Source organism: Streptomyces sp. P5F9, assembly GCF_057961495.1.
On record NZ_JBXVPZ010000512.1, the window covers coordinates 1 to 6,464 of the forward strand.

Sequence of the window (6,464 nt, forward strand, 5' to 3'; positions counted from 1 at the left end):
GGCCCCCCTCCCTGTCCTCCCGTACCGCAAGCCCACCAAGGGCCGTGACTACTGGGTGCTGAACGACGTGCTCCCGGACGTGGATGCCGTACGGGAGCGGTGTCTCGCGAAGGACGACTGGGTCAAGGGGTATCCGTACACGTCGGAGACCTGGCCGGGGCTGCGCACCATGCCGGGGCTTGAGCCGGCCGAACTGGGGCGGATCGAGCGGCTGGTCAAGCAGGCGATCGGGGTCAAGGAACTGTGGGTGGAGAAGGCGCCCGGCGGCGGGACGCTCAACCACAACTGCATCCAGGTCGTGGGACAGGGCGAGAGCGAACCCCGGCCGCACACCGATTCCCGCGCCCTGTGCCGGTACGCCGCCGTGCTGTATCTCAACCCCTCCGTGCCGAAGGACTGCGGTACCAGTTTCTACCGGCAGCACCTGCCGGGCGGACGCCTCGGCGGCAACGTCGTGCAGGCCCCGCACAACAACCTCGTCGAGGCGCTGGGTACGCGGTTCGTGGCGCCGGACGCCTTCGAAGAGGACGTGCGCGTGCCGCACAAGTACAACAGCCTGCTGCTCTACCACGCCAACCTCGTGCACAGCGCGACCGGTTACCACGGCAGCACGCTGGAGGAGAAGCGGATGACCGCCGTGTTCTTCTGGATGGCCTGAGTACTGGATGGCCTGACCCCCAACACCCCCCGTTCCTACGGGAGTTCGCGAAGGTCCAGCGGCACTGGGGGACTCAGTACCGCAGCGCCGTGCCGACGTCCGCCTTCACGGCGCCCGACAGTTCGCGGTTGCTGCGGGCGGTCGCCGTAGCGGATTTGTGGGCCGGGACGTGGGAGACGGTGACGACGACGGTGTCGAGCAGGTTGCCGCCGTCGTCCTTGAACTCGACCTGTACGGCGAAGGACTTGGCCGAGCCGTCGGTGTTGTCGACGGTGACCTCTACGGTGCTGCGGCCGGCCGAGTCGGTGGTGGGGGTGGCGAGTTGGACGGCGTCCTTCGCGTCGACGCCGTTCTTCACGTTGTCGAGCTTGCGGCCGGCCTCGGCGGTGGCCGATGCGATCGCGTCGGTGGCCTGTGCGCCGATGGACGCGACGGCGGACGCGGCCTTGCTGGCGACGGAGCTGGGAGTGCTGTCGTCAGAACAACCGGTCAACCCGGCCAGACCGGTTAGGCCCAGGGTGACAGCCGCCGCCACCCGCACCGCACCGCGCCTGTTCCAGGTCATGTCGCCTCCATGAGCGTCAGGTAGTCCCCCCAGGCAGTCCCTCCAGTGAAGGTCCGATGCCGTACGGCCGCATGCCGGCGTCACCCGAACGGCACCGCACTGCTCGCGGCCCCGGGCCATCGGGGGTGCGCTGGCAGTCACACGCGCGGAGGAGGCACGGGTGACGGAACTCGACCGGCTGCGGGCGCGGGTGGCCGAACTGGAGGCGGAGCGGCGGCGGGGACCGGGGCGCCGGGTGCGTTCGCTGGTCGCGATCCTGCTGATCGTCGTCGGGTGTGTCCTCGCGCCACTCGGCGTCGTGGCCGCGTGGACGGCGGACACGGTGGGGGACACCGACCGTTATGTGAAGACGGTGGCGCCGCTCGCCTCCGACCCGGCCATCCAGAACGCCGTCGCGAACCGGGTGACTGCGGCCGTGATGGACCACCTCGATCTCACCGCGTTGCTGTCCGGTGCGGCGCCCGATCAACGCCCGTTGCTGGAAAAGGCGTTGGGGGCGCTGGGTGGCTCCCTGGAGGACGCGGTCCGCGCCTTCGTCCACGACAAGGCGCAGGCGGTCGCCGCCTCGGACGCGTTCGCCACGATCTGGAAGGACGCCAACCGCCGTGTCCACAGCGCTGTGGACAAGGCCCTGACCGGCAGTGGGGGCGGTGCGGTACGGCTCGACGACGGCGCGGTGACGCTCGACGTGGGCCCCGTGGTGGACCAGGTGAAACAGCGGCTGGTCGACGAGGGGATGACGGTCGCCGGGAAGATCCCCGAGATCCACACGTCGGTCACGCTGCTCAAGAGCGACGACCTGGGCAAGTACAGGACATATTTCCGACTCCTCCAACTCGCCGGTACCTGGCTGCCGTTGGTGGCGGTGCTGCTGGTCGCGGCGGGCGTTCTGCTCGCGGGCCGGCGCCGGCGCGCCCTGGTGACGGGCGCGCTGGGCATGGCCGCCACGACGGCCCTGCTGGGCATCGCGCTACGGATCTTCCGCGCCGTCTACCTGGACGCGCTCCCGGCGGGAGTGTCACCGGGCGCGGCCGCCGCGGTGTACGACGCGCTGACCCGTTTCCTGCACACGACCGTACGGATGGTCGTGGCGCTGGGTGTCGTGGTCGCCCTGGGCGCCTGGCTGACGGGTCCTGGCCGCCGGGCCGGTCTCGTACGACGGCTGTGGACGTCCGGGATCGGGGCGGTGCGGGCGGTCGCCGACGGAGCGGGGCTGCGGACCGGGCCGGTGGGGCCGTTCGTGCGCCGGTACCGGGCGTGGATCAGCTGGGTGCTGGTGGGTGGGGCGCTGCTGGCGTATCTCCTGTGGTCGTATCCGACGGGGTGGGTGGTGGTGGGGCTGGGCCTCGCGGTGCTGTTCGCGCTGGCGGTGGTGGAGTTCCTGGCTGCGGAACCGGGCCCGGGGCCCGAACCGGGTGCCGCGTCGGGTGTCACCCGTATGGCGTAACTCCCCTGGTGGAGGGGGTGCGGCGGCCGGATGGTCGAAGCACCACACACCACAGAGAGGCGGGGTACGGCCATGACCCAGCAGCCGCACTCGACGCAGCAGCCGCAGTCGCCGTCCGCCGGCGGCCAGGAGCGGCCCCCGGCCTGGAACGACTCCGGCCAGGCCCCCGGAACCCGGCGCCACGACGCACCCCCGTCCGGTGGCGGCCTCGCGATGGGCGGCGCGGTCTTCGCCGGCGTCCTGATGCTGATGAACGGCGTCATCGCCATCCTCCAGGGCATCTCCGCGCTGGCCAAGGACGACGTCTACACCCGCGTCGGCGACTACATCTACAGCATCAACCTCACCGGCTGGGGCGTCATCCTGATCTGCCTCGGCGCGGTGGGCGCGATCACCGGCTGGGGCATCCTCCAGGGCATGAGCTGGGCCCGGGTCTGCGGCATCGTCCTCGCGAGCCTGAGCGCCATCCTCCAGTTCATGTTCCTCCCGTACGCCCCGGTCTGGTCGGTGATCATGATCGCGGTCGACGTGTTCGTGATCTGGGCACTGGCGGTGTACAACCCCGCGTCCGCCGGGGCGAGCCGGTAGAGAAGGGCAAGGGTCGGACAACGGTCGCCATCGGTGTGCATGATGCACCGATGGCCCGACTCCGCGACATCGTCATCGACTGCGCCCGTCCCGCCGCCACGGCCCGCTTCTGGGCGGCGGCGCTGGACGGGTACGCCGTAGCTCCTTACGACGAGGCCGAGTTGGCCCGCCTGCATGCGCTGGGTGTGGCGGGCCCGGACGACGATCCGACGGTACTGATCGAACCGGAGGCGGGCGGCCCGCGGATCTGGTGCCAGCTCGTACCGGAGCCCAAGTCGGCGAAGAACCGGCTCCACCTGGACCTGCTGGCGACGGACCTGGAGGCCGAGACCCGTCGGCTGGTGGGCCTGGGTGCCGGCGTCCTCGCCCGCTACGAGGACCACCACCTGCTGGCCGACCCGGAGGGGAACGAGTTCTGTCTGTTCCCGGTCTCGGACCGGGCGGATCCGTGACGTGAGCCGGTCGCCCCCGGCACACCGCGGGGGATCTTACGAAACGCGGACGTCCTGTCCCCCGGAGCCGGTGCGGGGCACCATCGGCGGCTGTGGAGTGCGAGGCTGGCCCCATGCAGCAGTCGTACGAGAAGGTCGGGAAGGCCGAGGGGGCGGTCGGTGCCCGGGTGCTGGTCGTCGATGACGATCCGACCGTCGCCGAAGTCGTCTCCGGGTATCTCGACCGGGCCGGGTATGTCGTGGAGCGGGCGGCGGACGGGCCGGAGGCGCTGGCCCGGGCCGACGCGCACTGGCCCGATCTTGTCGTGCTCGACCTGATGCTGCCCGGGATGGACGGGCTGGAGGTCTGCCGGCGGATGCGGGGGCGGGGACCCGTGCCGGTGATCATGCTGACCGCTCGGGGGGACGAGGACGACCGGATCCTGGGGCTGGAGGTCGGGGCCGACGACTACGTCACCAAGCCGTTCAGTCCTCGGGAGCTCGTGCTGCGGGTGGAGTCCGTGCTGCGGAGGTCCCGGTCGCCCGTCGGGTCCGCCGTACCGCTGAGCGCCGGGGGACTGGGCGTGGACCCCGCCGCCCGCCGCGCCACCAAGGACGGTGTCGAACTCGCCCTCACCCACCGGGAGTTCGATCTCCTCGCCTTCTTCCTTCGGCACCCGGGGCGGGTGTACGGACGGGAGGATCTCATGCGCGAGGTGTGGGGGTGGGACTTCGGTGATCTGTCGACCGTCACCGTGCACGTGCGGCGGTTGCGCGGGAAGGTCGAGGACGATCCGGGGCGGCCGCAGTACATCCAGACGGTCTGGGGGATCGGGTACCGCTTCGATCCCACCGGCACCGAGGGGGACTGACCGGTCATGCGTGACGCCCTGCTCATCGCCCTTTTCGCCTTTCTCGGAGCCGCTGCCGCCGGGGTGCTCGGTGCCGGTGCCCTGTGGTTGCTGCGGCGACGGTCGCTCACCGCGTCCGTGTCCGTCGTCGCCGCGGTCGCCGTGACCGCGATGCTCGCCGGGACGCTCGCCGTCGCGCAGGCGATGTTCCTGTCCCGGCACGATCTGTCCGTGGTCACGACCGTGGTCGCGATGGCCGCCGTCGTCTCCCTGCTCACCGCGCTGCTGCTCGGCCGCTGGGTCGTCGCCCGCAGCCGTGAACTCGCCCTCGCCGCCCGTGACTTCGGCGACGGCGGCGACTACTTCGCCCCCGCACGCCCCGCCACCGCCGAACTCGCCGACGTCAGCCGCGAGTTGGCCGCCACCAGCGCCAAGCTCGCCGAATCCCGCGACCGCGAGCGGGCGTTGGAGTCCTCGCGGCGCGAACTCGTCGCCTGGATCTCGCACGACCTGCGCACCCCGCTGGCCGGCCTCCGCGCGATGTCCGAGGCCCTGGAGGACGGGGTCGCCGCCGATCCCGGTCGCTACCTCCGCCAGATCCGCACCGAGGTGGAACGCCTCAACGACATGGTCGGCGACCTCTTCGAGCTCTCCCGCATCCACGCCGGATCGCTCGCCCTCACCCGCTCCCGCATGTCCCTCTACGACCTCATCGGCGACGCCCTCGCCGGCGCGGACCCGCTCGCGCGCGAGCACGGCGTACGGCTGGTCGGCGACCGGATCGAACCCGTGCCCGTCGAGGTCGACGGCAAGGAAATGAGCCGGGTGCTGGGAAATCTGCTGGTCAACGCGATCCGGCGGACGCCCGCCGACGGCACCGTGGCCATTGCCGCCGAACGGTCCGCCGACGGGGTCGTGCTGTCGGTGACGGACGGGTGCGGCGGGATTCCCGAGGACGATCTGCCGCGCGTCTTCGACACCGGCTGGCGCGGCACGCACGCCCGGACCCCGCCTGCCGGGGCCGGGCTCGGCCTCGCGATCGTGCGCGGGATCGTCGAGGCGCATCAGGGACGGGCCGCCGTACGGAACGTGTCGGGCGGCTGCCGGTTCGAGGTGACGTTGCCTGCCGCGGAGGCGTGAGGCCACACGGGCCTACCGTCACGCGGTCACACCGTCACTCAGTGGTCACACGTGGCCTATGCCGCCCCCGCCGAAGGAACCGCTCCTCCCGGGCAGCCAGCGCAGCCGGCTCTGGTCCTTTCCCGTTCTGGTCCCGGAGTGATGGAGCTGGTACGGCATCAGCCGCTCCTTCTCCTCCGAGGCGACGGGCATCTCGTCGGGCTCCCGCATCTCGCGCATCTCGTGGACGGCGCCGCCTGCGGGGAGGTGGGGCTGCTCCTCGGGGAGCGGCCGGGGAAGTTCCTGGTCGCGGACCTTCATGCCGAAATGGATGGCCCAGACCAGCGCGCCTGCGATCACCAGGCCACCGAGGAAGGCGGCGCCCACGTCGAGTGTGTTGTGCGACGCGGCCAGCAGTTCATACGTTGCCGTGCTCATACTTCGAGTATCACTCTTTCGGGGGGAATGGAGCGATTCGGGTCAGATACTTCGCCACTTCTGCCGGGTCTCGGGTCAGCAGCGCCATGTGGTTGTCGGGGCGGACCAGGACGAGCGCCGGGTCGGTGACGCCGTACGCGCGACGGGCGTGCCCCTCGTGGTCCCGCAGATCACCGCCGCCGTCCACCGTGAACGCCTGGAGCAGGTCGCCGTGCTCGACCGCCAACTTGCCGACCGCGTCCGCGACTTCGGCGCCGAAGCCGAGCAGGGTGAAGCGCGGGTCCGCGTACACCTGGAAGAGCCGGACCGGGTGGCCGGCAGCGTCCAGACAGGGGGCGTCGGGGGCGCGGTCGCCGGGGCGCAGGAC

General features: G+C 71.3%; 9 protein-coding genes. 6 read left to right on the forward strand and 3 right to left on the reverse strand.

The window, feature by feature from the left end; genetic code table 11:
• Window positions 1-658: DUF6445 family protein (locus AC31A1_RS44040; RefSeq protein ID WP_489658695.1), on the forward strand; the 658-nt coding region annotated here is incomplete at its 5' end.
• Between the two features lie 73 nt (window positions 659-731).
• On the opposite strand, the gene AC31A1_RS44045 is transcribed toward AC31A1_RS44040, so the two are convergent.
• On the reverse strand, window positions 732-1,223 hold the full coding sequence (locus tag AC31A1_RS44045; RefSeq protein WP_489658696.1) for a hypothetical protein: 492 nt from the start codon (window positions 1,221-1,223) through the stop codon (window positions 732-734).
• Window positions 1,224-1,383: 160 nt separating this feature from the next.
• Here AC31A1_RS44045 and AC31A1_RS44050 point away from each other — a divergent pair, with 160 nt between their 5' ends.
• The 5 genes from AC31A1_RS44050 to AC31A1_RS44070 all read left to right on the forward strand — a co-directional run bounded on the left by AC31A1_RS44050 (window position 1,384) and on the right by AC31A1_RS44070 (window position 5,680).
• The gene (locus tag AC31A1_RS44050) at window positions 1,384-2,670 is read left to right on the forward strand and encodes a hypothetical protein (protein ID WP_489658697.1); all 1,287 of its coding nucleotides are present in this window, start codon (window positions 1,384-1,386) and stop codon (window positions 2,668-2,670) included.
• 72 nt (window positions 2,671-2,742) lie between these two features.
• Window positions 2,743-3,258, forward strand: a complete 516-nt coding sequence (locus AC31A1_RS44055) for a DUF7144 family membrane protein (RefSeq protein WP_489658698.1) — start codon at window positions 2,743-2,745, stop codon at window positions 3,256-3,258.
• 50 nt (window positions 3,259-3,308) lie between these two features.
• Window positions 3,309-3,710: a VOC family protein gene (locus tag AC31A1_RS44060; RefSeq protein WP_489658699.1), complete on the forward strand. Its 402-nt coding sequence runs from the start codon at window positions 3,309-3,311 to the stop codon at window positions 3,708-3,710.
• A 113-nt stretch (window positions 3,711-3,823) separates the two neighbouring features.
• Window positions 3,824-4,561 carry a response regulator transcription factor gene (locus tag AC31A1_RS44065; protein WP_489658700.1) on the forward strand — a complete coding sequence of 246 codons (738 nt, stop codon included), beginning with the start codon at window positions 3,824-3,826 and terminating at the stop codon, window positions 4,559-4,561.
• Between the two features lie 6 nt (window positions 4,562-4,567).
• Window positions 4,568-5,680: a sensor histidine kinase gene (locus AC31A1_RS44070; protein ID WP_489658701.1), complete on the forward strand. Its 1,113-nt coding sequence runs from the start codon at window positions 4,568-4,570 to the stop codon at window positions 5,678-5,680.
• A 45-nt stretch (window positions 5,681-5,725) separates the two neighbouring features.
• On the opposite strand, the gene AC31A1_RS44075 is transcribed toward AC31A1_RS44070, so the two are convergent.
• Window positions 5,726-6,097 carry a DUF6479 family protein gene (locus tag AC31A1_RS44075; RefSeq protein WP_393750821.1) on the reverse strand — a complete coding sequence of 124 codons (372 nt, stop codon included), beginning with the start codon at window positions 6,095-6,097 and terminating at the stop codon, window positions 5,726-5,728.
• Window positions 6,098-6,107: 10 nt separating this feature from the next.
• Window positions 6,108-6,464, reverse strand: a 357-nt coding sequence (locus AC31A1_RS44080; protein ID WP_489658702.1) for an aromatic-ring hydroxylase C-terminal domain-containing protein, incomplete at its 5' end; no start/stop codon positions are given.